The sequence below is a fragment of the Erwinia sp. QL-Z3 genome (assembly GCF_004551645.1).
Taxonomy (GTDB): Bacteria; Pseudomonadota; Gammaproteobacteria; order Enterobacterales; family Enterobacteriaceae; genus Erwinia; species Erwinia billingiae.
In genome coordinates this window covers 2,329,853-2,355,926 of the sequence record NZ_CP037950.1, presented here as the reverse complement: position 1 = coordinate 2,355,926, position 26,074 = coordinate 2,329,853, and the positions used below count along the sequence as shown (strand labels likewise).

At 56.3% G+C, this 26,074-nt stretch carries 22 protein-coding genes; 11 read left to right on the top strand and 11 right to left on the bottom strand.

Going from position 1 to position 26,074, the window contains the following annotated elements; all coding sequences use genetic code 11:
* Positions 1 to 39 precede the first annotated feature (39 nt).
* A complete protein-coding gene (clcA, locus tag E2F51_RS11365) occupies positions 40 to 1,479 on the bottom strand; it encodes a H(+)/Cl(-) exchange transporter ClcA (RefSeq protein ID WP_134823503.1) in 1,440 nt (479 codons plus the stop codon).
* A 171-nt stretch (positions 1,480 to 1,650) separates the two neighbouring features.
* On the opposite strand from clcA, the gene hemL reads away from it, so the two are divergent.
* Positions 1,651 to 2,934 carry a glutamate-1-semialdehyde 2,1-aminomutase gene (gene hemL / locus E2F51_RS11360; RefSeq protein WP_013200832.1) on the top strand — a complete coding sequence of 428 codons (1,284 nt, stop codon included), beginning with the start codon at positions 1,651 to 1,653 and terminating at the stop codon, positions 2,932 to 2,934.
* A 110-nt stretch (positions 2,935 to 3,044) separates the two neighbouring features.
* On the opposite strand, the gene fhuB is transcribed toward hemL, so the two are convergent.
* The 6 genes from fhuB to hrpB form a co-directional block, all read right to left on the bottom strand.
* Positions 3,045 to 5,024, bottom strand: a complete 1,980-nt coding sequence (gene fhuB / locus E2F51_RS11355; RefSeq protein WP_134823502.1) for a Fe(3+)-hydroxamate ABC transporter permease FhuB — start codon at positions 5,022 to 5,024, stop codon at positions 3,045 to 3,047.
* Entirely contained in the window at positions 5,021 to 5,905 is an 885-nt protein-coding gene (fhuD, locus tag E2F51_RS11350) for a Fe(3+)-hydroxamate ABC transporter substrate-binding protein FhuD (protein ID WP_134823501.1), read from the bottom strand. Before fhuD ends, fhuB begins: the two co-directional genes overlap by 4 nt.
* 8 nt (positions 5,906 to 5,913) lie before the next feature.
* Positions 5,914 to 6,708, bottom strand: coding sequence for a Fe3+-hydroxamate ABC transporter ATP-binding protein FhuC (fhuC, locus tag E2F51_RS11345; protein WP_134823500.1), 795 nt, complete (start codon positions 6,706 to 6,708; stop codon positions 5,914 to 5,916).
* Between the two features lie 48 nt (positions 6,709 to 6,756).
* On the bottom strand, positions 6,757 to 8,985 hold the full coding sequence (gene fhuA, locus E2F51_RS11340; protein WP_134823499.1) for a ferrichrome porin FhuA: 2,229 nt from the start codon (positions 8,983 to 8,985) through the stop codon (positions 6,757 to 6,759).
* A 293-nt stretch (positions 8,986 to 9,278) separates the two neighbouring features.
* Complete coding sequence (mrcB, locus tag E2F51_RS11335) at positions 9,279 to 11,780, bottom strand: bifunctional glycosyl transferase/transpeptidase (RefSeq protein WP_134823498.1); 2,502 nt, start codon at positions 11,778 to 11,780, stop codon at positions 9,279 to 9,281.
* Between the two features lie 107 nt (positions 11,781 to 11,887).
* On the bottom strand, positions 11,888 to 14,350 hold the full coding sequence (gene hrpB / locus E2F51_RS11330) for an ATP-dependent helicase HrpB (RefSeq protein ID WP_134824859.1): 2,463 nt from the start codon (positions 14,348 to 14,350) through the stop codon (positions 11,888 to 11,890).
* A 56-nt stretch (positions 14,351 to 14,406) separates the two neighbouring features.
* Here hrpB and thpR point away from each other — a divergent pair, with 56 nt between their 5' ends.
* The 9 genes from thpR to panD all read left to right on the top strand — a co-directional run bounded on the left by thpR (position 14,407) and on the right by panD (position 21,428).
* Complete coding sequence (thpR, locus tag E2F51_RS11325) at positions 14,407 to 14,946, top strand: RNA 2',3'-cyclic phosphodiesterase (protein WP_013200825.1); 540 nt, start codon at positions 14,407 to 14,409, stop codon at positions 14,944 to 14,946.
* On the top strand, positions 14,943 to 15,647 hold the full coding sequence (gene sfsA, locus E2F51_RS11320) for a DNA/RNA nuclease SfsA (protein ID WP_134823497.1): 705 nt from the start codon (positions 14,943 to 14,945) through the stop codon (positions 15,645 to 15,647). Before thpR ends, sfsA begins: the two co-directional genes overlap by 4 nt.
* A gap of 181 nt (positions 15,648 to 15,828) precedes the next feature.
* The gene (dksA, locus tag E2F51_RS11315; protein WP_013200823.1) at positions 15,829 to 16,284 is read left to right on the top strand and encodes an RNA polymerase-binding protein DksA; all 456 of its coding nucleotides are present in this window, start codon (positions 15,829 to 15,831) and stop codon (positions 16,282 to 16,284) included.
* A 62-nt stretch (positions 16,285 to 16,346) separates the two neighbouring features.
* Complete coding sequence (gene gluQRS, locus E2F51_RS11310) at positions 16,347 to 17,231, top strand: tRNA glutamyl-Q(34) synthetase GluQRS (RefSeq protein WP_013200822.1); 885 nt, start codon at positions 16,347 to 16,349, stop codon at positions 17,229 to 17,231.
* 128 nt (positions 17,232 to 17,359) lie between these two features.
* Positions 17,360 to 18,781, top strand: a complete 1,422-nt coding sequence (pcnB, locus tag E2F51_RS11305; RefSeq protein WP_206404491.1) for a polynucleotide adenylyltransferase PcnB — start codon at positions 17,360 to 17,362, stop codon at positions 18,779 to 18,781.
* Positions 18,778 to 19,257: a 2-amino-4-hydroxy-6-hydroxymethyldihydropteridine diphosphokinase gene (gene folK, locus E2F51_RS11300; protein WP_105760817.1), complete on the top strand. Its 480-nt coding sequence runs from the start codon at positions 18,778 to 18,780 to the stop codon at positions 19,255 to 19,257. Before pcnB ends, folK begins: the two co-directional genes overlap by 4 nt.
* 60 nt (positions 19,258 to 19,317) lie before the next feature.
* Entirely contained in the window at positions 19,318 to 20,112 is a 795-nt protein-coding gene (panB, locus tag E2F51_RS11295) for a 3-methyl-2-oxobutanoate hydroxymethyltransferase (protein ID WP_105760816.1), read from the top strand.
* A 15-nt stretch (positions 20,113 to 20,127) separates the two neighbouring features.
* A complete protein-coding gene (gene panC, locus E2F51_RS11290) occupies positions 20,128 to 20,982 on the top strand; it encodes a pantoate--beta-alanine ligase (RefSeq protein ID WP_134823496.1) in 855 nt (284 codons plus the stop codon).
* Positions 20,983 to 21,047: 65 nt separating this feature from the next.
* Complete coding sequence (panD, locus tag E2F51_RS11285) at positions 21,048 to 21,428, top strand: aspartate 1-decarboxylase (protein WP_013200817.1); 381 nt, start codon at positions 21,048 to 21,050, stop codon at positions 21,426 to 21,428.
* An 80-nt stretch (positions 21,429 to 21,508) separates the two neighbouring features.
* On the opposite strand, the gene E2F51_RS11280 is transcribed toward panD, so the two are convergent.
* The 3 genes from E2F51_RS11280 to E2F51_RS11270 all read right to left on the bottom strand — a co-directional run bounded on the left by E2F51_RS11280 (position 21,509) and on the right by E2F51_RS11270 (position 24,659).
* Positions 21,509 to 22,522, bottom strand: a complete 1,014-nt coding sequence (locus tag E2F51_RS11280) for an acyltransferase (RefSeq protein WP_134823495.1) — start codon at positions 22,520 to 22,522, stop codon at positions 21,509 to 21,511.
* A gap of 443 nt (positions 22,523 to 22,965) precedes the next feature.
* Positions 22,966 to 23,736, bottom strand: coding sequence for an ABC transporter permease (locus tag E2F51_RS11275; protein ID WP_053140176.1), 771 nt, complete (start codon positions 23,734 to 23,736; stop codon positions 22,966 to 22,968).
* Entirely contained in the window at positions 23,733 to 24,659 is a 927-nt protein-coding gene (locus E2F51_RS11270; RefSeq protein ID WP_013200814.1) for an ABC transporter ATP-binding protein, read from the bottom strand. The genes E2F51_RS11275 and E2F51_RS11270 overlap by 4 nt, the downstream gene beginning before the upstream one ends.
* A gap of 107 nt (positions 24,660 to 24,766) precedes the next feature.
* Between E2F51_RS11270 and can the strand changes: the two genes are divergently transcribed.
* On the top strand, positions 24,767 to 25,429 hold the full coding sequence (gene can, locus E2F51_RS11265; RefSeq protein ID WP_134823494.1) for a carbonate dehydratase: 663 nt from the start codon (positions 24,767 to 24,769) through the stop codon (positions 25,427 to 25,429).
* A gap of 70 nt (positions 25,430 to 25,499) precedes the next feature.
* Here the strand turns inward: can and hpt are convergent, their stop codons facing one another.
* Positions 25,500 to 26,036, bottom strand: coding sequence for a hypoxanthine phosphoribosyltransferase (gene hpt / locus E2F51_RS11260; RefSeq protein WP_013200812.1), 537 nt, complete (start codon positions 26,034 to 26,036; stop codon positions 25,500 to 25,502).
* Positions 26,037 to 26,074 lie beyond the last annotated feature (38 nt).

The following is a 26,074-nucleotide window of genomic DNA, read 5'->3' as shown; positions in this document are numbered from 1 at the left end:
CCATCTATCGCATCATTATCTTATACACAAGTATAGCAATCAAGTATCCGCCGTTTTCACTGCCGCCTGCGTGGCACTCTGTGCTGCCACTTTGTCATCATCTTTCTGCTGCTGTTTTGCCAGTGTGCGCGCCAGAAGTGAGGAATAGAGCGGTTTGCCGCCAAGAAACTGTGCCAGTAAGGTTGCCCCTAAACAGGTAATAATCATCGGCAGAATAAGCTGATAATTGTCGGTCATTTCCAAAACCAGCACGATCCCGGTCAACGGCGCCCTCACCGAAGCGGCGAAAAGCGCCCCCATTCCGGCAATGGCAAACGTACCGGCCTGCAGATGATAGGCCGGAAACAGAGAAGCGCTGGCCATGCCATACGCCGTGCCGAGCAGCGTGCCCAGCGCCAGCATCGGGGCAAAAATACCGCCCGGCGCGCCGGAGCCGAAACAAAGCAGCGTGGTGACTACGCGGGTGATAAAGATAAACAGCAGCATGCCGACGGTATAATTTCCGGCTGCGGCAATCGGGATCAGGTTAAAGCCCCCGCCCGCCGCTTCTGGCTCAATCACGCCCAACACGCCACAAATACCGCCCAGCACGCCGCCGATAATCAGGACTTTGCGCATGTTGCCACCATGCAGGCGCTGGAACATATCCTGAGTGCGGAAAATCAGCGTGTTAAACAGCACGCCGACCACACCGAACAGCATTCCCAGCAGCAGATAGAGCCAGAGCGTATTCACCGGTGCATTCGCCAGTTTGCCGACTTCAATTACCGCGCCTTCACCGTTGAAGATGCGGAAAACAATGCTCGACATGATGACGCCAATAAAAACGGCCTTGATCGAGATAACGCTGTAGCGAAACTGCAGCCGCATCTCTTCGATAATAAACAGGATGCCGGCCAGTGGCGCGTTGAACGCGGCGGACAGTCCGGCAGCCGCGCCCGTGGCCAGTAACGAGTGGCGGGCTTCGGTGCTTTTCATGCGGAAAATATCCAGCACCATGCGGCCGATATTCCCGCCCAGCTGAACGGTCGGCCCTTCCCGCCCCAGCACCATGCCCGCACCCAGCGCGCCCATGCCGCCGACAAACTTAACCGGGATCACGCGCCACCAGCGAACCGGACGTAACTCTTCCAGCGCGCCTTCAATTTCCGGGATGCCAGAACCTGAGGCTTCCGGCGCAAAGCGCCTGACCAGGTAGTAACCCACCATCGCCAGCAGCGCAGAGAGAATGAACGCTAACGGGAACACCAGCACCCAGTGCTTCTCCACCGTGGCCAGCATCGACAGGCGTTGGCTGACCACCGCGTTGACGGCCTTTTCGAACGCCACCCCGACCAGGCCCGCCAGGGTGCCAACAATACCCGCCACAATCAACACCGCAGCGGGTGTTTTATCCTTGCGCAGCAGCAGGCGTAAAAAGTCGCCGCGCCGCGCCGGTACGGTGTTCAACTGCTCAGTAGATGACGTCGTCTCGTTCATATCCTGTTCATTGTTCAGTAAAGGCAGGCCAATATCTTACTCCGCTGCGTGGCGATGTCCCGGGGAAAATTCCTCTCTAATCGTGTCAAAAGCGCGACTTGCCTTTTATCCGCCCCCCATGTTCCCTTAGAATGGTCGGGTTTTTCTTAATGCATCCTCAGGAGCGGAACCATGAGTAAGTCTGAAAATCTGTATGCTCAGGCGCAGCAACTAATTCCCGGTGGCGTGAATTCCCCGGTGCGCGCGTTTAGCGGCGTTGGCGGCGTACCGCTCTTTATTGAACGCGCTGACGGCGCTTACTTATATGATGCCGATGGCAAAGAGTACGTCGATTACGTCGGCTCCTGGGGCCCGATGGTGCTGGGTCATAACCATCCTGCCATCCGTGATGCGGTGATTGAAGCGGCCCAACGCGGCCTGAGCTTCGGTGCGCCGACCGAGATGGAAGTGAAGATGGCGAAGCTGGTCACCGACCTGGTGCCCACCATGGACATGGTGCGTATGGTGAACTCAGGGACTGAAGCGACCATGAGCGCGATCCGTCTGGCGCGTGGCTTCACTCACCGTGACAAGATCATCAAGTTCGAAGGCTGCTATCACGGCCATGCTGACTGCCTGCTGGTAAAAGCCGGTTCAGGTGCGTTAACCCTGGGCCAGCCGAATTCTCCGGGCGTGCCTGCGGATTTCGCCAAGCATACGCTGACCTGTACCTACAACGATCTGGATTCGGTGCGCGCGGCCTTTGAGCAATACCCGCACGAAATCGCCTGTATCATCGTTGAGCCGGTTGCCGGCAACATGAACTGCATTCCACCGCATGCTGACTTCCTGCCAGGCCTGCGTGCGCTGTGCGACGAATTTGGTGCGCTGTTTATTATTGATGAAGTGATGACCGGCTTCCGTGTGGCGCTGGCTGGCGCTCAGGCGCATTACGGCGTGAAGCCCGATCTGACCTGCCTCGGAAAAATTATCGGTGGCGGCATGCCGGTAGGCGCCTTTGGTGGCCGCCGTGACGTGATGGAAGCGCTGGCGCCGACTGGCCCGGTGTATCAGGCGGGAACGCTGTCCGGCAACCCGATTGCCATGGCGGCGGGTTTTGCCTGCCTGAGCGAAATTGCCAAGCCTGGCAGCCACGACAAGCTGACCGCGCTGACCACGCAACTGGCGGACGGCCTGCTGGCGGCAGCGAAAGAAACCGGGATCCCGCTGGTGATGAACCACGTTGGCGGCATGTTCGGTCTGTTCTTCACGTCGGCGAAAGAAGTGACCAGCTACCAGGACGTGACTGAGTGTGACGTCGAGCGCTTCAAGAAGTTCTTCCATCTGATGCTGGAAGAAGGCGTATATCTGGCACCGTCGGCCTTCGAAGCGGGCTTTATGTCTCTGGCGCACAGCCAGCAGGATATCGAGCGCACGGTAGATGCGGCACGCCGGTGCTTCGCTAAACTGGCCTGATCGCCATCGCGCTGACCAACGTGCTTCCGCCCAGCGGATAGCACGTTGCCCATAAAAAAACGCCAGACGATGACTCGTCTGGCGTTTTTTTTAGCGGCGGGTTTTTGCCCTCACACCTTACGCAACAGATAAACAAAGTAAGGTGCGCCGATAAACGTCGCCAGCAGCCCTGCCGGGATCTGGTTCGGGAAGGCCACAATCCGACCACTCCAGTCCGCTATCGCCATTAACCCCCCGCCCATCAGCGCGGCCATGACCACCTGCGGCACCGCGCGGCGGAAGCCCAGCATTCTGACAATATGCGGCGCCATCAAACCGATAAAGCTCAGCGGACCAATGGTCAGCGTCGCCGCCGCGGTTAATCCGGCCGCCAACAGCAGCAGAGCAAAGCGCGAGGGTTTCAGCGCCACACCCAGCGCACGGGCGGTCTCTCCGCCCAGTGGTAGCAGCGTCAGCCAGCGGCGCCAGAGTGGCACCAGGGCCAACAGCACCACGGTGATTATCACCGTGCGCCACGCCTGCGCCGCATCAACGCTGTAGGTCGACCCGGAGATCCAGGTCATCAGGTTCGCCATGCGCGGATCGCCACTGGCTAACAGCATCAGCAGCAGCGTGGCAAAAGCGGTACTCAGCGCCATTCCCGCCAGCAGCATCCGCTCGGGCGAGAATCCGCCGCGTCCGCCAACCACCGTAATGATCAGCAGCGTCACCGCCGCACCCAGGCTTCCCGCCGGCAGAAGCCAGCCGAAGGCATCACCAGGCACCAGGAACAGCATTACCACCACGCCAAAAGCCGCGCCGGAACTGATCCCCAGAACTTCCGGGCTGGCCATTGGGTTGCCGGTCAGACGCTGGACAATGCATCCCGCCACGCCCAGCATCATGCCTGTGGCGATGGCGGCGACCAGACGCGGCATTCTCCACGGCAACAGCTGTTGCCAGAGATCGCCGGACACCCAGCTCCAGCCCTGAGCATCGCGACCGAAGCTTAACGCCACAATCGACAGAACCAGCAGCACGCCGCCGCCGATGGCCGCCCACAGCCAGACATTATTGCGCTCAGCCGGAACGCGGTCGCCATAACTGGTCGATGGCGGTGTCCCCGCCGTCTTCAGACGAGGCAGTAACCACAGCAACAGCGGCGCGCCAATCAGCGCAGTTGCGGTGCCGGTGGAGACTTCCTGCCAGTTATCGGTCAGCCAGATCACGATCTGATCGGCCAGCCACAGCAGCAACATGCCAATCAGCGGTGCCAGTAACAGCCGACTCAACAGGCGCCGGGCACCGAGCATTTTTGCCAACAGGGGCGCGAAAAGGCCAATAAAGCCGATGATCCCTGCGGCGTTGACCAGTTGTGCGCTCAGCACAATCGCCAGTGCCAGCACGCCAAGCCGGGCAGCCGATAAGGCCAGTCCCAGATTTTTGGCGACGCCGTCATCCAGTCCCATCAGCGCCATTGGGCGCAGCAGCAGCAGCGAAAGCACAAAGCCCACCAGCAGCTTCGGCCAGATAAAGCTGACGCTGTGCCAGTCCATCTGATTCAGCGTGCCGGTACTCCACAGAAACATGCTTTGTAGCCGTTCGTGATTGAACAGCCCGAGGATCTGATTCACCGCGCCGCAATAGAGCGACATCACCAGCCCGGCAAGGATCAGCGTCACCGGCGAGAGGCGTTTGCCCCAGGCGATACCAAACACGATCAGTCCGACGGCAATCGCGCCGACCATCGCGGCGATCTGCTGGGTAAACAGGCCACCGGGCAGGTTCCAGAGGGTAACCACCGTCAGGCCCAGCTGTGCGCCGGTCGCCACGCCGAGCGTGGTGGGTTCGGCCAGTGGGTTGCGCAGCACCTGCTGGAACAGCAAACCGACCAGCCCCAACCCCGCGCCAACCAGCAGCGACAGCGTCAGCCGTGGCAGCAGGCTGAAGTGAAACACCATCTGATCCACGCGATCGGGATCCGCTGAATAGAACGCCTCGCGCCATTGCGCGACGGGTAAATGCTGGTTCAGGTTGTAAAAGGTCAGTCCGGCGGTCACCAGCAGCAAGGCGGTCAGCAGAAGGAATGGGAAACGCAGTGTGGTTTTCATGCGGTCACCAGTGCACTGCTCAACAGCCGGCTAAAGCGCATCGCAGACAGCGTGCCGCCGTAGAACCACACCTGAGGAACGCGGTGGAAACGATTTTTGCGCACGAAAGGCATCGACTGCCACAGCGGCGTCGACGTCACCTGCGCCATCATCAGATCCTCGCCATGATCGAAGCAGACCACGTCCACATCTTCAGCAATCGACGCCAGGCGTTCAATACCAATCACCGCACTGCCCCAGAAATTAGTTTCGCCTTGCCAGGCATTTTCCAGCCCCAGATCGCCCATTACCTGCAGGAACAAACTGCCTTTGCCAAACACCAACGTGTGGCGGGGATCCAGTACCGACATCAACAGCACCGGGCGTTTTGGCCGATGGGACAGCTGATTTCTCATCTGCGCGGTAAAGTCGTCATATTCCGCGAGGTGCTTCTGTGCCACAGGCACCCGATCTAACCGCCTGGCGAGCTGCATCAGCGACTCACGGGCGACGGTCAACGGCTTGCCGCGATCGTCACTGAAGGCAAACCCCATGCTTGGGGCAATCTTGTTGAGGGTGTCGACAGAAGGACCATAGCCAGAGGAGTAAAGCAGCAACGAGGGCTTCATCTGAATCATCAGTTCGATGTTCGGTTCGGTTCGCAGCCCGACATCCACCGTCGAAGCCGGCAGCGCAGGCTCACCCACCCAAAGACCGTAGTTGTAGAGTTCAGCGGCACCCATCGGCGGCACGCCGAGGGCCATCAGCAGCTCCGTCGGCCGCCACTCCAGCGAGATAATGCGCTGCGTGTCGACAGAGGCGGCAGCCTGCGTTCGCAAGGCTGGCAACAACGGGGAAAGTGCCATCGCCATCAGCAGGCGTCGGCGAATTAAGTCCGGCATGGAAACCCTTAGTAAACGAAGCTCACCGGCGCACCGCCGTTAGGGTGAGGCAGGATCCCCATCGGGATACCATAAATTTTGTTCAGCACATCGGCCTGCATAATCTCAATGGCATCGCCCTGGGCGATCACCCGACCACTGTGCAACGCCACCAGATGGTCGCAGTAACGAGCGGCAACATTGATATCGTGCAGGACGGCAATCACCGTCAGTCCGCGCTCACGGCCCAGACGTTGGATCAGCGCCAGCACCTCAATCTGATGGGCGATATCAAGCGCCGAGGTCGGCTCATCCAGCAACAGGCAGCGGCTGTTTTGTGCCACCAGCATCGCTATCCAGGCACGTTGACGCTCCCCGCCGGAGAGGCTGTCTACCAGGCGTTGAGCAAAAGGCTTAAGTCCAACCAGCGTAATCGCTTCCTCGACCCGCTCACGATCTTCTGCGCCATACCGGCCCAGCGCGCCATGCCAGGGATAACGCCCCATCGACACCAGCTCGCGCACCGTCATACCTTCAGCCGGCGGAAGCTGCTGCGGCAAATAGGCCACCTCACGGGCGAACGCTTTACTTTGCCACTCTGAAATCGTTTTACCGTTCAGCAGAACCTGGCCTTCTGTGGCCGGATGGTGTCTGCCAAGCAGCTTTAACAGCGTCGATTTCCCGGAGCCGTTGTGGCCAATCAAGCCACAGACTTTCCCGGCAGGAAAGGTCAGTGACAGCGGCTGCAACAGCGTTCTGCCCGGGACGGTAAACGAGGCATGATCAAGCGAGAAGATTGTTTCTGTAGCGTGCGGATGAGACATAGCGGTCTTCTGATTGGTGGGCGCGGCGAACCGCGCCCGATTTAAAGATTAGAAACGGAAGGTCGCTGTTCCAACGACCTGGCGTTCCGCGCCCCAGAAGCAACCATAAGTCTGGAAGCAACTGGCCACGTATTCACGATCGAACAGGTTGTTCACGTTAATTGCCAGGCTGGAGCCATACAGGCCGAAACGTCCAAGGTCATATTTCACTACAGCATCCATCACTGCAGCGCTGCCTACTTTGAAGCTGTTCGCCGGATCGCCGTAGCTTGATCCGATAAAGCGTCCGCCAGCACCGACAGTCAACCCACTGATTGCACCGCTATTGAAGGTGTAATCACCCCACAATGAAGCCATGTGTTTAGGCACCTGCTCTGGCGTATTGCCTTTCAGGGTGGTGTCTTTAGTGAACTCGGCTTCGGTATAAGTGTATGACGCGGTCATGTTGATGTTAGGTGTCAGCGCAGCCTTGCTTTCCAGCTCAACACCGCGAGCACGAATTTCACCTGATGGAACCTGGTTCAGAGCGTTGGTTGGATCCGCCGTCAGCGTATCGCTTTTGGTCAACTGGAAGACGGCTGCGGTCATCACAATTGGACGGTCTTTTGGCACAAACTTCACGCCGGCTTCGTACTGTTCACCTTTTGATGGCGCATATGCCACGCGTGGATCGCTGAACAGGCTAAATGCGTTAGGTTCGAATGACTGACTGTAACTGAAGTAAGGTGAAACTCCGTTATCAAACAGATAGTTCACACCACCACGCCAGGTAAACTGACGGTCGTTGCGCTCAACATAACCGTTATCAGCACGCACGGTAGTCGCCTGAGTAGACCAATCGTAACGTCCACCGAGCGTAAACACCCATTTGTCCCACTCAGCCTGATCCTGAACATAAATGCCAGTCTGCTTCGACTCGTTCATCTGGTAGGGTTCAGCGTTGTCAAAATCGACATCACTCATCGACGGCAGATTATCCAGATCCAGGGCTGGCGCGTTGCCATAGGTTGCGCTGATATCGTTACGCATCCGCGAATAGTCAACGCCCGTTAACAGAGTGTGGCCCAGATCGCCGGTAGCGAATTTGCTCTCCAACTGGGTATCCACGCTGAAGTTTTGCAAACGTTCCTGAGCCACAACAGTACCGCGGCCCAGATAATGAGCCTGCTGGGCTGGAGTCAGTGCCTGGCAGTAACTGTTGAAACCATTCATGCTGTTATTACACAGCCCAGTGCCATATGCGCTTTGCTGAGAGGTTTTCATCTCTGAATAACGCAGATTCTGACGTACGGTGAAGGTGTCATTAAAACCATGTTCGAATGCGTAGCCGACCATTTTCTGGTTGCGCGAATAACTGTTGTTGCTCGCACCTTCATTAAAGTTTGTCGGCAGATGGCCGCCATTCGGTAATGGCTCAACCGTTCCCTCTTTCGGTAACCACCCGTAGTAACCGGTTTCTGGTTCATTCTGGAAATAGGAGAGGAAGGTGAAGTTGGTTTTGTCATTCGGCTTCCAACTGAAGGAAGGCGCAATGGCATAACGCTGTGTTTCCGCATTGGTCTGCTGTTCGTTGGCAGAGCGAGCCAAACCGGTCAGGCGGTAGGAGAACTCTCCGGCATCGTCCAGCGAATCGCTGAAATCGAAACCAGTTTGCATCAGGTTATCCGTGCCCATTTTGAACTGGATTTCGCGCAGTGGCTCAGTCGTCGGACGCTTGCTGACCATCGAAATGATCCCGCCCGGGCTGCTTTTTCCGTAAAGCACCGAGGTTGGGCCGCGCATTAACTCAACGCGCTCCAGGAAATAGGGATCGATCACTGCATCGTTATAAAAGTCGCCCTGCAACTTTTGCCCATCCAGATAATTATTCTGGTTAAGGCCGCGTGAAGAGAATCCGCGAATAATAACAAAGTCATATGTATTGGAAGCGCCACGGCTGCTCACTGTCACACCTGGCGTGTAACCCAGCGCCTGCTTCACTGACATTGGTTGATGAGTATCCATCTCCTGACGGGTCACCACGGAGACAGATTGAGGATTCTTTTCGATCGGCGTATCGGTTTTGGTGCCGGTAGCACTGTGCTTCGCCGCGATGGTTGGGGCGGGTCCCCAGGCACTCTCTTGCGGCGCGGTGCTGTTCGCATCGGCGCTAACCGTCAAGGTTTGTTCACTGGCAGCATAAGCAGAAGAGGAGATCGTCATTGCAACAAGGAGAGCCAGACGACGTTTTGAGGTATTCACTGGCAAAGATAAACGATCAAAAGACAAAGTAGCCATTTAGCATTTCTCTGAATGAGATTGATTGAATGTAAACGTAAACGAGAATTATTATTATAACGATTGGATAATATGCGAACTGGCGGCGTTTCTGCAAGAAGAAATGCCCGGTTGGCAGGCCGTTTGGCTTAGGAATAACCGCATGTTAAGTGTGGGAAATGACGCATTGAACAGGATGTTGCGTCTAAGAGGCGAATTATGATCTTTTACCGGTGATCATTCAGGCCCAGCGCAATCTGACAGGCATAAAAAAAGCCGGCTCATCATGAGCCGGCTTCTTCAGGTCAGAAGGATTACTTGCCGAACATATCCTTAATCCAACCCGCCACACCGTTACTGTCTTTCTGCTCGCTCTGCTGCTGTTGCTGCAACTGTTGTTGCTGCTGAACCTGCTGCTGTTGCTGCTGACACAGCGCACTGGCATCGGTGGTCCAGACTGGCAGCGTTCGCCAGGTGCTGCTGCCGGTGCCACAGACAAAGTTACCGGCTGAATCCACCGTCATCGGCGCAATGTCTTCCGGCGGCGTTGGCGTTAGCGGCATCGGTGCCTGGTTATCCAGATAGCGGCGATAAATCTGCATCGCACCGCTGGCGCCGTAGAGCTTGGTCGGCTGGTTGTTATCACGCCCAACCCAGGTCACCGTCACCTCTTTGCCATCGACACCGGTAAACCAGCTGTCGACCAGATTATTGGTGGTCCCGGTTTTCCCGGCCAGATGAGCCTTCGGATAACGGGCACCCAGCGCACGTGCCGTACCGTGATCCGCAACCTGCTGCATAGCATACAGCGTCAGGTAAGCGGCCTGAGCCGGAACCGCACGTTCAGCCTGCGGGAAGCTCTGATACAGCACGGTACCGTCTTCAGCGATCACCGAACGCAGCGCGGATAGCGAGGCACGGTTACCGCCGCTGGCGATGGTCTGGAAGGCCTGCGCGACTTCAATTGGCGTCAGGTTCAGCGCACCCAGCAGCATTGAAGGCACCGGCTGCAGCTGATCTTTGCTCACGCCCAGTTTGGTCCAGGTATCAATGACCTGTGGCAGCCCAAGCGTCATCCCCAGGTTGACCGTCGGAACGTTCATCGAGTTGGTTAATGCATCCACCAGCATCACCTGACCGCTAAAGCGATGGTCATCGTTCTCCGGTTTCCACACCTGGCCATTAGGCTGTTTCAGCGCAATCGGGTTATCGGCAATCCAGGTATTCAGGCGGTACTTATCTGGCTGGCTTAACGCCGTCAGATAGGTGGCCGGTTTTGCCAGAGAGCCGATAGAACGACGCGCCTGCAGCGCACGGTTATAACCGGCAAACTGCGGATCGGCACCGCCAACCATCGCACGTACTTCACCACTGAAGCGGTCAACCACCACCATCGCGGTTTCCAGATCCTTCAGCCCACGCTGTTTACGCAGCGCCGGAATGCCGTCTTCCACCGATTTCTCGGCCGCATCCTGTGAGACCGGATCCAGCGTGGTGAAGATTTTCACCCCGGAGAGATCTTTGACTTTATCGCCCAGCTTGGCCTGCAGTTCGTTACGCACCATCTGCATAAAGGCTGGCTGAGGGGTGATCACGCCGCCTTTAGGCTGCACGCCTAACGGACGGGCGCTGAGCATGTCATACAGCTCCTGGTCGATCACTTTCTGCTGCTGCAACAGACGCAGCACCAGGTTGCGGCGCTCGAGGGCCAGTTTCGGGTTACGCCACGGGTTATACAGTGACGCGCCTTTTACCATGCCAACCAGCAATGCCTGCTGATCGAGGCTCAGCTCATCAACCGGACGGCCGAAGTAGTAAAGGCTGGCCAGCGGGAAGCCGCGGATCTGATCGTTGCCGGCCTGGCCGAGGTACACCTCATTCAGATAGAGCTCAAGAATGCGGTCTTTGCTGTAACGCGCATCCATGATCAGCGCCATATAGGCTTCGTTGGCTTTACGCCACAGCGAACGCTCGTTGGTCAGGAACAGGTTTTTCACCAGCTGCTGCGTCAAGGTACTGCCACCCTGCACGGCTTTACCGGCAGTGATGTTGGCAAGGAACGCACGGCCAATCGAGTACAGGCTGATACCGTCATGCTGATAGAAATGACGGTCTTCTGTTGCCACCAGGGTGTCGACCAACAAGTCCGGGAAGCCGGCACGCGGGACGAACAGACGCTGCTCGCCGTTTGGCGATTGCAGCATGGTGATCAGACGCGGATCGAGGCGGAAGAAGCCGAAGTCACGGCCGCTGTCGAGGTTCTTGATCTCGCTTAAGGTGTCGCCGCTAAAGCTTAACTGCGCGCGGATCTGCCCTTCTTTGCTGTCCGGGAAGTCAAACGGACGGCGGATCATCTCAATGCTGTTGGCCTGCACGGTAAACTCGCCAGGACGCGTCATCTTCGTCACTTCACGATACTGTGTGCCTTCCAGCAGGGCGACCATCTCTTTCTTGCTGTAGGACATGCCCGGCTCAAGGTTGACCATACGGCCATACACGGTGGCCGGCAGCTGCCAGACTTTGCCATCAATACGACTGCGAATTTGTGAATCGAGGTAAACCCCGTACACGGCCATCACCACGATAAAGACCAGCAATAGCTTAATCAATAAGCTCAGCCAGCCTCTTTTCTTACCGGGTGGACGCCCTTTTCCTTTACGTGGCACCGGTTCTACCTCCTCGTTTTCATGGTCATCATCCTGAAAATCATCATAATCATCGTGCTCATCATCCCTGCGGCGACCTTTGCCCGCCACCTTGCGCGGGGGTTTGGGCTGTTTTCCCTTGCGCCCAATCGGTTCGCGATCGTCAGACATTCGTTTTTCTTCTCCGGGAACTGCCGTCGGCAAAGCCGACTACTGTGTTCTTACTCAATAAGCTTCGGAACTGGAACCTTCCGAAATGCGTACTCCAGCCGCTTCCTTCAGGAAGGTGCCGAGAATTTTTTGGTACGCCGCGTCGGCAGCGCGGTTGCCGGGTTATCGGGCCAGGCATGTTTTGGATAGCGTCCTTTCATCTCTTTTTGTACCTCGCGGTACGCACCCTGCCAGAACCCGGCGAGATCGCGGGTAATTTGCAGCGGGCGCTGAGCCGGTGAAAGCAGCTCAAGCACCAGAGGGACTCGCCCACCCGCGACCGCGGGATTTTGCGCTTCGCCAAACATTTCCTGCAGGCGAACGGCCAGCGCCGGGGGCTTCTCTTCATCATATCGGATCGGAAGCCGGCTTCCGGTCGGCACAGTGTAATGAGTTGGCAGGACAGTATCCAGTTGCTGACGCTGTGACCATGTGAGCAATTGTAATAAAGCCCCGACAATATCCAGCTGCTTCAAGCCCCGGCCATCACGCACGCCCCCCATCGCCGGCAACAACCAGTGCTCCAGCGACGCCAGCAGGTCCGCCTCTGTGGCCGCAGGCCAGGCTTCTTCCGCTAACCACTGGCGGGCGCAAACCAGCCGGATCCGCAGCTGTTCCGCCTGCGGGGTCCAGTTCAGTACCGATAACCCTTTGCTGCGGATCCAGCGCAGCATCGCCAGATGCAGTTCGGCCTCGTCGGGTTTAGCCAGCGGTTGCGAGCTAATGACCAGCTCGCCGATCTGCTGCCGTTGCCAGGCCCGCAGCGTACCGCGTTCTTCATCCCATTCCACTTCCGTGCGGCGATCCAGCAACTGTGGGCATTCGCTGGTCAGGCTGTCAATGTCGAACGGCATGGCATGAAGCATTCTCGCGTCAGGTTGTGAGCTGCCTTGTAAAAGTGCCGGTGCAATCAGCCATTCGTAGCGGGTCAGCGCCGCGTCATTATCCAGCATGGCGCCCATCCCGTTCGCCAGCTGATAGCGTCCTTCTGAACCGCGCCGACGGGCAATGCGGTCGGGAAACGCACCGGCAAGCAGTGGCACGATAAGGTCGCTGTCCGCAGTGCCACCGGTCACCTTCAATCGCCGCTGCAACTGGGTGGCGCGCTTCAGCCAGTTGGGCTGTCGGCGGTGAAAACTGTCGCGAAGGTCGGCGCTTCCCCGCGCAGGCTCTTCCAGAATAGCCACCAGCAGGGCCGCGGTGGCGGCTCGGTCCGCATCGCGGCCGGCCTCCACTAACAGCGCAGAATTACGGGGATCGCTGCCAAGATTGGCCATGCTTCTGCCTTTCGCGGTCAGCATACCCGTTTTATCCGTCGCGCCTAACTGCTGTAATAATTTTCGGGCCTGAATCAGATTATTCTCCGGCGGGGTATCCAGCCACTGCAACTGGCTGACGTCATGACAGCCCCACTGCAGCAGGTCCAGCCACAGCGAGGCCAGATCGCTGTGCAGGATCTCCGCTTCGGCATGCGTCGCTGCCCGCTCGGCCTGCTCTTTCGCCGTCAGATGCAGGCAAATTCCGGGCTCCAGTCGTCCGGCGCGTCCGGCACGCTGGGTCATCGACGCCTGGCTGACGCGTTGCGTCTGCAAACGCGTTAATCCGCTGCGAGGATCAAACTGGCCGGTGCGTTCTAACGCACTGTCCACCACCAGGCGGATGCCTTCAATGGTCAGGCTGGTCTCGGCAATATTGGTGGCCAGCACCACTTTGCGCCGCCCTGCTGGCGCCGGCAGGATGGCTTTTCGCTGCTCGCTCAGCGGCAGCGCGCCATATAAGGGGCAGAGATCGACATCATTGCCGATCAGTGAGGCAAGCTGGGTCTGGATGCGCTGGATCTCGCCAACGCCCGGCAGGAAAAGTAACAGCGATCCGGACTCTTCCCGCAGCAGTTGGCTGACCTGCTTTGCCACCGCCTCATCAAAACGCAGGTGGGTGGCCAGCGAGGTATAGCGCCGGTCGACGGGAAAAGAACGGCCTTCAGAGGCGATCATCGGCGCGTCAGGCAGCAACTGCTGCAGCCGCTGATTATCCAGCGTGGCGGACATCAGCAGGATTTTGAGGTCATCACGCAGGCCTTGCTGCACGTCCAGCAGCAGCGCCAGCGCAAGATCTGCCTGCAGACTGCGCTCATGGAATTCATCAAGGATCACCAGCGAAACGCCGTCCAGCATCGGGTCCTGCTGCAACATGCGCGTGAGGATCCCTTCGGTCACCACCTCTATCCGCGTAGTGGGCCCGACACGGCTTTCAGAACGCATGCGGTAACCAACGGTGTCGCCGGGCTGCTGCCCGAGTAATTCGGCCAGTCGTTGTGCAACATTCCGCGCCGCCAGCCGACGGGGTTCCAGCAGCAAAATACGTCCGCTAAAATCCGCCTGCTGCAGGATTTGCAGCGGCAGCCAGGTGGATTTGCCTGCGCCGGTAGGTGCCGCCAGCAGCACTTGCGAAGAGGTCCGCAGCGCCGAAAGCAGTTCGGGTAATACGGCACTCACCGGTAATGAACTCACGTTTTTGCTCCATAACGTCATGGTCATAAATAGCCGGGCATTGTAGCATCCCTGTTTCTGGAAAACCGGAGAGCCCCATGAGTGAGCAAAAAAGGCTGTTTTTCGGCATCGCATTGCCGGATGAAATCAGTCAGAGCGTCATTCAGTGGCGTGCTGACACCTTCCCCGCCGGGGCCGGTCGTCCGGTCGCCGCGGCGAATTTACATCTGACGCTGGCGTTCCTCGGTGAAATCAGTGATGAAAAGGCCGGTGCGTTAACGCAGCTGGCGGGCCGCATCCAACAGCGTCCGTTTACGCTGACGCTGGATGATGCCGGGCACTGGCCGCGCTCCGGCGTGGTCTGGCTGGGGCCAAAACAGTCGCCGCGTGGATTGCTGCAACTGGCGGAACTGTTGCGATCGCAGGCAGCCAGAAGTGGGTGTTATCAAAGCCCGATGCCCTTTCATCCGCATGTCACATTACTGCGCAACGCTACGCAGCCCGTCTCGTTGCCGCCACGCAATTTTAGCTGGCCGTTTCGCGTCGAGCGCTTCGCGCTGTTTCAGTCCGTTTACGCCGGTGGCCGAACCCGCTATCAGCAGCTCGCAGAATGGGCGTTAACACAGGAAGTGATATGAGATTTAGCCCTGCGCTACAGTCGGCAACGCTGATAAAGCGTTACAAACGTTTTCTGGCCGATGTTGTCACACCCGACGGCGAAACGCTGACAATACACTGTGCCAACACCGGTGCGATGACCGGTTGCGCCACACCAGGCGACACCGTGTGGTACTCCACGTCCGACAGTTTGACGCGGAAATACCCGCACAGCTGGGAACTGACCGAGACACAGCAAGGCGACTGGATATGTGTGAACACGCTGAGAGCCAACAGCTTAGTAAAAGAAGCGTTCGCGCTCGGCGCGATTCCAGAATTTTCCAGTTACACCGACATCCGCGCTGAGGTGAAATACGGCGCAGAAAAGAGCCGCATCGACTTTCTGTTACAGGCGGAGGATCGGGTAAACTGCTATATTGAAGTCAAATCCGTGACGCTACTCCATCTAGGTAAAGGGTATTTTCCGGATGCGGTTACCGAACGCGGCCAAAAGCACCTTCGCGAACTGGCGAAGATTTCTGAAAATGGTCAGCGTGCGGTTCTGTTTTTTGCCGTTTTGCACTCGGGGATTGAGGACGTTTCCCCGGCGCGTCATATTGATGCGCGCTACGCAGAACTACTGGCACAGGCTCAGCAGAGCGGGGTTGAAGTGCTTTGTTATAAAGCGCAGTTATCATCCGATGGCATGTCATTGAAAAAGCCACTGGCTGTGGAGTTGTAAAGTAAGGCGCAATTTGCTGTTATAGGAAAGCTCTTAGCTGGCGCCCAAATACGCTTTTCCTCACAGGCTTGTCAAGGCATGTTGAGGAATAATTGCCAACCTTGATCGCTTCTGCTATTTATAGCGACCTGTTTTTATCCCCATTGGGGATCGATAGTGCGTGTTATCCAGGAGAAACAACATGCAAGAAGGGCAAACCCGTAAAACCTCGTCCCTGAGTATTCTCGCCATCGCTGGGGTGGAGCCATACCAAGAGAAGCCGGGCGAAGAGTACATGAACAAAGCCCAGCTGGTGCATTTCAAGAAGATCCTTGAAGCCTGGCGCAACCAGCTCCGGGATGAAGTTGATCGCACGGTAACTCATATGCAAGATGAAGCCGCCAACTTCCCCGATCCGGTTGACCGCGCTGCACAGGAAGAGGAATTTAGCCTTGAACTGCGTAACCGCGACCGTGAGCGCAAGCTGATCAAGAAGATTGAGAAGACGTTGAAGAAAGTCGAAGACGACGATTTTGGCTACTGCGATTCCTGTGGCGTTGAAATCGGTATCCGTCGCCTTGAAGCACGTCCTACTGCCGATCTTTGCATCGACTGTAAAACGCTGGCGGAAATCCGCGAAAAACAAATGGCCGGTTAATGGCTAATGGATTGTGCAGTGAGGCTGGTACGTTACCCGCTTCACTGCCTGTCTCTACTACCATGCTCACTTCCTGCATCGGGCGTTTTGCCCCCTCTCCCTCTGGTGAATTGCATTTTGGCTCCCTGATTGCTGCGGTTGGCAGCTACCTGCAGGCCCGCGCTCAGCATGGCCAGTGGCGGGTGCGCATTGAAGATATCGATCCGCCCCGTGAAGTCCCCGGCGCGGCAAACAGGATCCTGCAACAGCTGGAACAGCACGGTCTTGTGTGGGATGGCGACGTGCTCTGGCAGTCAGCGCGTCATCAGGCCTACCGCGACGCGCTGGCCTGGCTGGAAGAACATCAGCGCAGTTACTACTGCACCTGTACGCGAAGCCGCATTCAACAACTTGGCGGCCTGTACGATCGGCACTGCCGCGATTTGCATCTGGGTGCGGAAAACGCCGCGATCCGTTTGCGAGTAGACCATCCTGTTAGTCAGTTTCAGGACGCGCTGCGCGGTGAAATAGTGGCGAATGCCGGTATGGCAGGCGAGGATTTTATTATTCATCGCCGTGACGGCCTGTTTGCATATAACCTGGCGGTGGTGGTCGACGATCATTTCCAGGGCATTACCCATGTGGTCCGCGGAGCCGATTTGATTGACCCGACGGTCAGACAGATTGCCCTGTATCAGCAGTTTGGCTGGCAGGTGCCTGACTATCTGCACCTGCCACTGGCCATCGGTGCGGATGGCAATAAGTTGTCGAAACAGAATTACGCCACGCCGCTGCCCACGGGTGATGCGCGCCCGGCGGTTGTTCAGGCATTACGTTTTCTGGGCCAGCCGGTCAGTGAAGGCTGGCAGGATCTGCCGCTGTCAGCGACGTTGCAGCAGGCAATTGTTCACTGGAATGTGGCTAAGATCCCCTCAGAAAATGCTGTTTATAATCGTGCGCAGACCTGACAAAAACCCGGTTACTATCGGGAAGATGTCCGGGATGTCAGATGAGCATTCTCAAATGCGCTTCTCTGAGCTATGATTAGCCGCTGTTTTTTATCGCCCAGATTTTAATGTCACTATCGAGGTGTCCCATTTTTACCCGAGTTGCTAATTTTTGCCGAAAAGTTTTGAGTCGCGAAGACGAAGCGCCAGCTGCTGAGGTCGGTGTAGTGCATCAGATGACCGTGATCCCTCGCGATCGTCATACTATTTCGCGCAAAGACATCAGTGAAAATGCCCTCAAGGTCTTGTATCGCCTGAATAAAGCAGGGTACGAAGCCTATCTGGTCGGTGGCGGCGTCCGCGACTTATTGCTGGGTAAAAAACCGAAAGATTTCGATGTCACCACCAACGCCACGCCGGATCAGATGCGTAAACTGTTCCGCAACTGCCGTCTGGTTGGCCGTCGTTTCCGCCTGGCCCACGTGATGTTTGGCCCGGAAATTATCGAAGTGGCGACCTTCCGTGGTCATCACGAAGCCGAGCAGGTCGCTGAAGATCGCAACACCTCTCAGCGCGGCCAGAATGGCATGCTGCTGCGCGACAACATTTTCGGCACCATCGAAGACGATGCTCAGCGCCGTGACTTAACCATCAACAGCCTTTATTACAGCGTCTCTGACTTCTCAGTCCGTGACTATGTTGGTGGCCTGAACGACCTGCAGCAGGGCATTGTCCGTCTGATTGGCGATCCTGAAACCCGCTACCGTGAAGATCCGGTGCGGATGCTGCGCGTGGTGCGTTTCGCCGCCAAGCTGGATATGTCTGTTGCCGCTGAAACCGCCGAGCCGATCCCCCGTCTGGCGACGCTGCTGCATGACATTCCGCCGGCCCGTCTGTTTGAAGAAACCCTCAAGCTGCTGCAGGCGGGTTACGGCTACAGCACCTATCTGCAACTGCGTGAATACCAGCTGTTCCAGCCACTGTTCCCGACCATTACCCGTTACTTTACGGAAAAGGGCGACAGCAATATGGAGCGGATGATTGTGCAGGTGCTGAAAAACACCGATCACCGTATTCACAATCAGATGCGCGTTAACCCGGCATTCCTGTTCTCCGCCATGTTCTGGTATCCGCAATTAGAAGCGGCCCAGAAGATTGCTCAGGAAAGCGGCCTGGCCTACTACGATGCCTTCGCGCTGGCGATGAATGACGTGCTGGATGAAGCCTGCCGTTCGCTGGCAATTCCAAAGCGCATCACCACGCTGGTTCGTGATATCTGGCAGCTGCAGTTGCGTCTGTCCCGTCGTCACGGCAAACGCGCCTGGAAGCTGATGGAGCATCCTAAGTTCCGTGCCGCCTATGACCTGCTGGCGCTGCGTGCAGAAGTTGAAAACAATCAGGAACTGCTGAAGCTGACCGCCTGGTGGAACGATTTCCAGGTTTCCGCGCCGCCGCAGCAGAAAACCATGCTGAATACCCTGGGTGACGATCCGGTGCCACGTCGCCGCACCCGTCGTCCGCGCAAGCGCGTGCCTGGCCCGCGTCGTGACGGTAACAACAGCAACGCATGATGCGCGTCTACTTAGCGCTGGGCAGTAATCTTGCCGATCCAATGCATCAGGTGCAGGCTGCACTTGATGCATTGGCTGCTATCCCTCACACCACGCTGGTTGCCACCTCCGCTTTCTACCGCACGCCACCTTATGGTCCACCCGACCAGCCTGACTACCTTAATGCCGCCGTTTTGCTGAAGACTTCACTGTCGCCGGAAGCCTTGCTCGATCACACCCAGCGTATTGAGCTGGAACAGGGACGCGTGCGCAAAGATGAACGCTGGGGACCGCGCACACTGGACCTGGACATCATGCTGTTTGGCGACCTGACGCTGAATACCCCCCGTCTGACCGTGCCGCATTACGATATTGCCAATCGCGCCTTTATGCTGGTTCCCCTGCTTGAGATCGCCCCCAATCTGACCTTCCCGGATGGAACCGCCGCCGAACGCATGCTGGCTAAACTGGATGCGAGCGCCATTCAGCGCTGGTAGTGCAAACCCCCTTCCCTTCCATTAAGATACGCCCACCAGAACACGCTTACAGAGGTTGCGATGAAACCGACCACGGTCTCTACCCTTCGCCAGTGGAAAAAGAGCGGACGCAAGTTTGCCTCAATTACTGCCTATGATTTCAGCTTTGCCCGACTGTTCGCCGATGAAGGCCTGCAGGTCATGTTGGTGGGCGATTCGCTGGGCATGGTGGTTCAGGGACATGATTCAACGCTGCCGGTGACCCTTGCCGACATCGTTTACCACACTCAGGCCGTGCGCCGCGGTGCGCCTGCTGCATTGCTGCTCTCCGACCTGCCGTTTATGACCTATGCCACGCCTGAGCAAACCTTTGACAGCGCCGCGCAGCTGATGCGCGCCGGGGCCAACATGGTCAAGCTGGAAGGCGGAAAATGGCTGGCAGAGACGGTCAGGCAGTTAACCGAACGTGCCGTGCCGGTTTGCGGACATCTCGGCCTTACGCCACAGTCAGTGAATATCTTTGGTGGCTATAAGGTTCAGGGTCGCGAAAGCGAGGCGGCCGATGCCCTGCTGGCCGATGCGCTGGCGCTGGAAGCGGCCGGTGCGCAGCTGCTGGTGCTGGAGTGTGTGCCGGTGGCGCTGGCTCAGCGCATCACCGACGCGCTGAGCATTCCGGTGATCGGCATTGGTGCCGGCAACGTCACCGATGGTCAAATTCTGGTGATGCATGACGCCTTTGGCATTACCGGCGGCCACATTCCCAAGTTTGCTAAAAACTTCCTCGCGGAAACCGGCGATATCCGCGCCGCCATCAGGCAGTATGTTGCGGACGTCGAAACGGGGACTTACCCTGCCGAAGAACACAGTTTTCACTAACACAGGAGACGATCTGTGCTGATTATTGAAACCTTGCCGATGCTGCGCCGTGAAATCCGGCGCTGGCGGCAGGACGGTAAGCGCATCGCGCTGGTGCCGACCATGGGCAACCTGCATGACGGTCATATGACACTGGTCGATGAAGCGCGCGAGCAGGCAGACATTGTGGTTGTCTCGATCTTTGTTAACCCGATGCAGTTTGAACGTCCGGACGATTTGGCCCGCTATCCGCGCACCTTGCAGGAAGACTGCGAGAAGCTGAACCGCCGCAAAGTCGATTTGGTCTTCTCCCCGGCACCGGGCGAAGTCTATCCAAAGGGACTGGGCGATCAGACCTTTGTCGATGTACCGGGCCTTTCAACGCTGCTGGAAGGCGCCAGCCGTCCCGGCCATTTCCGTGGCGTGTCGACCATTGTCAGTAAGCTTTTCAACCTGGTGCAGCCCGATATGGCGCTGTTCGGCGAGAAGGATTACCAGCAGCTGGCGTTAATCCGCAAGATGGTGGCGGATATGGGCTACGACATCGATATCATCGGTGTGCCGACGGTCAGAGCCAAAGATGGTCTGGCACTCAGTTCGCGTAACGGCTATCTGACCGCGGATGAGCGTAAAATCGCCCCGGTAGTCAGCAAAGTGATGAACAGCATGGCCGAGCGGTTGTCCAACGGTGAGCGGCATATCGAAGAGATCATTGCCGCCGCGGAAGAGGCGCTGGCAGAAAAAGGCTTACGGGCTGATGGACTGGCGATTTGCGATGCCGATACGCTGCTGCCGCTGAATGTCGACAGCCAGCGCGCGGTGATCCTGATGGCCGCCTGGTTAGGTAAAGCGCGTCTGATTGACAACCAACAGGTCGATCTGACGCAGTAACAGTCACTGGCGCTCAGGGGTTCCTGGCGTTCGTTTTTGTGATTTCCGAGAAAGGTAACAAGGTTATGAACCGTACTATGCTGCAGGGCAAGCTTCACCGGGTGACCGTCACTCAGGCGGATCTGAATTATGAAGGCTCCTGTGCCATCGATCAGGATTTCCTCGACGCTTCCGGCATTCTGCAATACGAAGCGATCGACATTTACAACGTGACTAACGGCCAGCGTTTCTCGACCTATGCCATTGCGGCTGAGCGCGGCTCAAAGATTATCTCTGTTAACGGTGCCGCAGCGCGTTGTGCCTGTGAAGGGGATATTTTGATTATCTGCTCTTATGTGGATATGCCGGATGCAGAGGCACGCGAATGGCAGCCGAAAGTGGCCTATTTTGAAGGCGCAAACGTCATGAAGCGTCTGGCGAAAGCGGTTCCGGTTCAGGTTGCCTGATCCCCTACCCCGTCCAAACGTGCAAAGGGCCGACCGCTGTCGGCCCTTTTTTATTGCCTGCTAATCTGAATAGCTTGGTCTTAATGCACCAGCGTGGCGGTGACCTTGGGCTTTTTCTTCAGGGTGAACAAGAAGTTCAGCATCCCGTGCTTGCGTATCCAGCAGATAGCCAGCGGCAGCAGCAGTGCGGAGAGGAAAGCCGCGATAAATTTCAGATCGCTGATCAGGATATTGCTGCTGTTGATTTTCACCGCTTTGGCAAACACCTGCACGGCCAGATAGTGCGACAGGTAAAAGACAATCGAGTTAACGCCAACAAAGTGCACCAGCTTCACATTGGTGTGCAGCGCCAGGAAGATAAAGATCGGGATCGAGCATAGGGCCAGTGGCGCCAGCAGCTGCCAGGAAATACCTTCCTCTATCAACAGATTCATCGAAGAGAGCGCGATAAAACATAACAGCGAAGGTAATAAAATGGATTTTTTGCTGATGACGGTGGGAATATCGACCTGCTTCCGTACCAGCATATCCCCGAGAAAAAAGAACGGGAACAGGTAAAACATTCGGTTAACGTGGCTGTTATCAAAACCAGCAAATACGCTGTCTGCGGGAATTTCTGGCAGGATATAACTGATAAACAACGACAGCGGAATGACAATATAAAATGGAACGCGCCGCACTAAGGGAATGATCATGAAGAAAATGAATAACGAATGCAGAAACCAGGTAATATCGCCACCGCCGGTCAAATGCGAAAGCAGGATATTCATGGGCGACTGTGGTTTATTGGAGACCGAGTTAAACAGGAGTTTCAGCCCGCCATAAATCGCCACCCAGACGATAAACGGGTAAAGAATGCTTTTGACCTTATTTTTCGCAAAGCTATCAAAGCCTTTCTTCAATCCACTGTCCACAAACAGCCCTGAGACAAAAAACATCAGGCCCAGCCTGACGGGCTCCAGCAGATGGTTTACGGTGTTCGTTACGATGGTAAGGTGCCCGGCATCGCCATTTACAGCGATAGTGCTATGTAGAAAAATAACGGCAAGCACACTCATCCCACGCAGGTTATCAACCCATGTTAGTCTGTTCATATTTATCCCGTGCCAATAGTTATTATTGTAATAGCAATAACAAGCCTGCCTGATGGCGAATCATATTTTGGCCATAAGAAACGTCAGGCGTTGATTGTGAAACGCCAGTATACATAAACTGACATTTGAGAAAACAGCCTGAAACAGATCTAAGGGTAAAATGAGAATATGCTTAAAGTACCGTTACGGTATTTATAAAGTTATTGCCTGTATTTATTACTGGAGGAAGGAGGTTGCTTTATTAGCGCAATAATCATTAATGGTTCTTCAGAATGACTTGAATAAATAATGGACTTAGATTAATTAAAATTATGTGATAACGCGGAGGTGAATCCGATCGACAGGCCGCGGGAGAAAGAGAAGATTATCAATAAAGACAATGGGTAGTCACAAGGGGGAAGAATTCAGGATCTCTCCCAGACGGGAAGAGATCCTGAAATACATCAGGTGCGCAGGCCTCTGCCACGTTGGATCAGTACCCAAACCAGCAAATAGAACACCGCAATAAAGGCAAGCAACACCGCTAAAGTGAACACCACCGGCACGTCAGAAATGCCCAGGAAACCAAAACGGAAGCCGCTGATCATGTAAACAATCGGGTTCAATTTGGAAATCATCTGCCAAACCGGTGGTAGTAAAGTTAGCGAATAAAACACGCCGCCCAGGTAGGTCAGCGGGGTCAGCACGAAGGTAGGGATCAGGCTGATATCGTCAAACGTCCGGGCAAACACCGCATTCAGCAGACCTGCCAGCGAGAACAGGATCGCGGTCAGCAGCAGCGTCACCGCCACCATCAGCCACGAGTGAACCTGGAACGGCACGAAGAACAGCGAAATAGCCGTGACCAGCACGCCCACGCAGATACCGCGTGCAACGCCGCCGCCAACATAGCCGGCGATGATGACGTGAGTCGGCACCGGTGCCACCAGCAGCTCTTCAATATTGCGCTGGAATTTGGCACTAAAGAACGACGACGCCACGTTGGCATAGGCGTTGGTGATCACCGCCATCATGATCAGGCCCGGCACAATAAACTGCATATAGCTGAAGCCGTGCATCTCACCGATACGGGAACCGATTAAGTTACCGAAGATGATGAAATACAGCGTCATGGTGATCACTGGCGGCACCAGCGTCTGGATCCAGATACGGGCAAAGCGGTTAACTTCTTTGCCCCAGATGCTCTTCAGAGCGACCCAATAAAGGTGTGTCATGATTTCTCTCCTTTGCGACCGTTGACCAGGTCGACAAACAGCTCCTCAAGACGGTTAGCCTTGTTGCGCATACTTAATACCTGCACGCCCTGATGGCTGAGCTGGCTGAACACGCTGTTCAAGCCCTGCTCGCGAAGCACTTCCACTTCCAGCGTCGAGGTGTCCGTCAGGCGATACTGGAAACCTTCCAGTTGTGGCAACGGACTTTTCGCGGCCAAATCGAGGATGAAGGTTTCGGATTTCAGCTTCGACAACAGCCCTTTCATCGAGGTGTTTTCCACCAGCTCACCGCGCTGAATGATGCCGATATTGCGGCACAGCATTTCAGCTTCTTCCAGATAGTGGGTGGTGAGGATGATGGTGGTGCCTTTGGCATTCAAATCCTGCAGGAAGGTCCACATCGAACGACGCAGCTCAATGTCGACACCGGCGGTCGGTTCATCAAGGATCAGCAGTTTTGGCTCGTGCATCAGGGCACGGGCAATCATCAGACGACGCTTCATGCCGCCGGAGAGCATGCGCGCACGTTCGTTGCGCTTCTCCCACAGATCGAGCTGCTTCAGGTATTTTTCAGCACGCTTCAGCGCCTCCGGCTTTTCCACGCCGTACAGACCAGCCTGGCTGACCACGATTTGCATCACGGTCTCAAACTGGTTGAAGTTGAACTCCTGTGGCACCAGGCCCAGCTGGCGTTTGGCATTGACCACATCCTGCTGCAGGTCATAACCAAAGACGCGCACCTTACCGGCCGTTTTGTTAACCAGCGAGCTGATAATGCCAATCGTGGTGGACTTGCCGGCTCCGTTCGGACCCAGCAGCGCATAGAAGTCACCGGCTTCTACATTGAGATCAATTCCCTTGAGGGCCTGAACGCCGCCTGCATAGGTTTTGGTCAGTTTTTCAAGTTCCAGTGCATAAGTCATAGGTAAAAGAGTGCCCTGTTTTGTGTGGTTTTCTTGTTTGCCGTTTTAAATCACGCCGCGTTGGCCTATATTATTGCAACGCATTTCGAGTATTGGTCGACACTAACATGAAAGATATTGATACCCTTATCAGCAACAACCGCCAGTGGTCCAAGCTGCTCAAAGAGGAAGACCCAGGCTTCTTCGAGCGTCTCTCACTGGCGCAGAAGCCGCGTTTTCTGTGGATTGGCTGCTCTGACAGCCGCGTTCCCGCCGAGCGCCTGACCGGCCTGGAGCCGGGCGAACTGTTTGTTCACCGCAACGTGGCCAACCTGGTTATTCACACGGACCTGAACTGTCTGTCCGTGGTGCAGTACGCCGTTGAAGTGTTAGAAGTGGAACACATCATCATCTGCGGTCACTATGGCTGCGGCGGTGTCCAGGCGGCGGTTGAGAATCCAGAACTGGGTCTGATCAACAACTGGCTGCTGCATATCCGTGATTTGTGGTACAAGCATAGCGCGATACTGGGTGAACTGCCGCCGGAAAAACGCTTTGACAAACTGTGTGAAATCAACGTGATTGAGCAGGTGTATAACCTGGGTCATTCCACCGTGATGCAGTCTGCGTGGAAACGCGGTCAGAATGTGACTATCCACGGTTGGGTTTACGGTATTCAGGACGGCTATCTGCGCGATCTGGAAGTGGCTGCCACAAACCGTGAAATCCTTGAGCAACGTTACCGCCATGGTATCGCCAACTTGCTGAACGACGTGCAAAGCCCGGATTAACGGGTTCGCATCTTATATCAGGCCGGAAAAACCGGCCTTAGTCGTTTGTGCTGTAACCCTGCCTGCGTAATTACTCTTCCAGCATCACCACTTTGCCGACGTACGGCAGATGACGATAACGTTGGGCATAATCAATGCCGTATCCCACCACGAACTCGTCAGGAATGGTGAAGCCGACGTATTCAACCGGCACCTCCACTTCACGGCGATCGGGCTTATCCAGCAGCGTACAAATGGCCAGAGATTTTGGCTGACGCAGGCTGAGGATCTCACGCACTTTGCTCAGCGTATTGCCGGAATCGATGATGTCTTCAACGATCAGCACGTCCTTGCCGCGAATATCTTCATCCAGATCTTTCAGGATGCGCACGTCGCGGGTGCTGGACATGCCGCTGCCGTAGCTGGATGCCGTCATAAAATCGACTTCATGGGACACCTCAATTTTACGGCACAGATCGGCCATAAACATAAAGGAGCCGCGCAACAGGCCCACCAGCACCATGTCGCTGCCACTGTCTTTATACTGCTCGGTAATCTGCTGGCCGAGCTCGGCAATGCGTTTCGCGATCTCGTCTTCGGGGATCATCACTTCTACGGTATGTTTCATAACTTTTGTCGTTCTTGATGGCTTAAGGGAAGCAGCGA